At 59.6% G+C, this 366-nt stretch carries 1 protein-coding gene; it reads left to right on the forward strand.

Translation table 11 applies throughout. From position 1 onward, the window contains the following. Nucleotides 1–161 (forward strand): transposase (locus GHN86_RS23125; protein ID WP_194286568.1); only part of this gene is annotated, 161 nt, incomplete at its 5' end. Between the last annotated feature and the right edge of the window lie 205 nt (nucleotides 162–366).

Raw genomic sequence — 366 nt, forward strand, 5'->3', positions numbered from 1 at the left:
CCGCACTGGCGCGCATGAGCATCCATGACCTGCGCTTGAAACTGCTCAAGATCGGTGCGGTGATCATTCGCAACAGCCGGCGCATCCGCGTGCTGATCAGCGAGGCCTATCCGCATCAGGAACTCTTTGCGGGGCTGGTTGCCCGCCTCAAGCCGACCTGAACAGGCGGGCGCCCCCGGCCCGGCTCAATGGGGGAAAGGGGGCAGTGCGCCCCATACGCGGGAATTGAATAAAAAACGATCAATTTTTAGCGGTGGAAGGCAGGTTGTTGATACACCGAGGCTTCACCGGCCACGCCTGCCGGCCTCATGAGAAATCCGGGCTAATCGTTTTTATTCAAATGCTACTGGCTACCCGCAGCCCATC

The organism is Pseudomonas helleri (genome assembly GCF_009600315.1).
Classification (GTDB): domain Bacteria; phylum Pseudomonadota; class Gammaproteobacteria; order Pseudomonadales; family Pseudomonadaceae; genus Aquipseudomonas; species Aquipseudomonas helleri_A.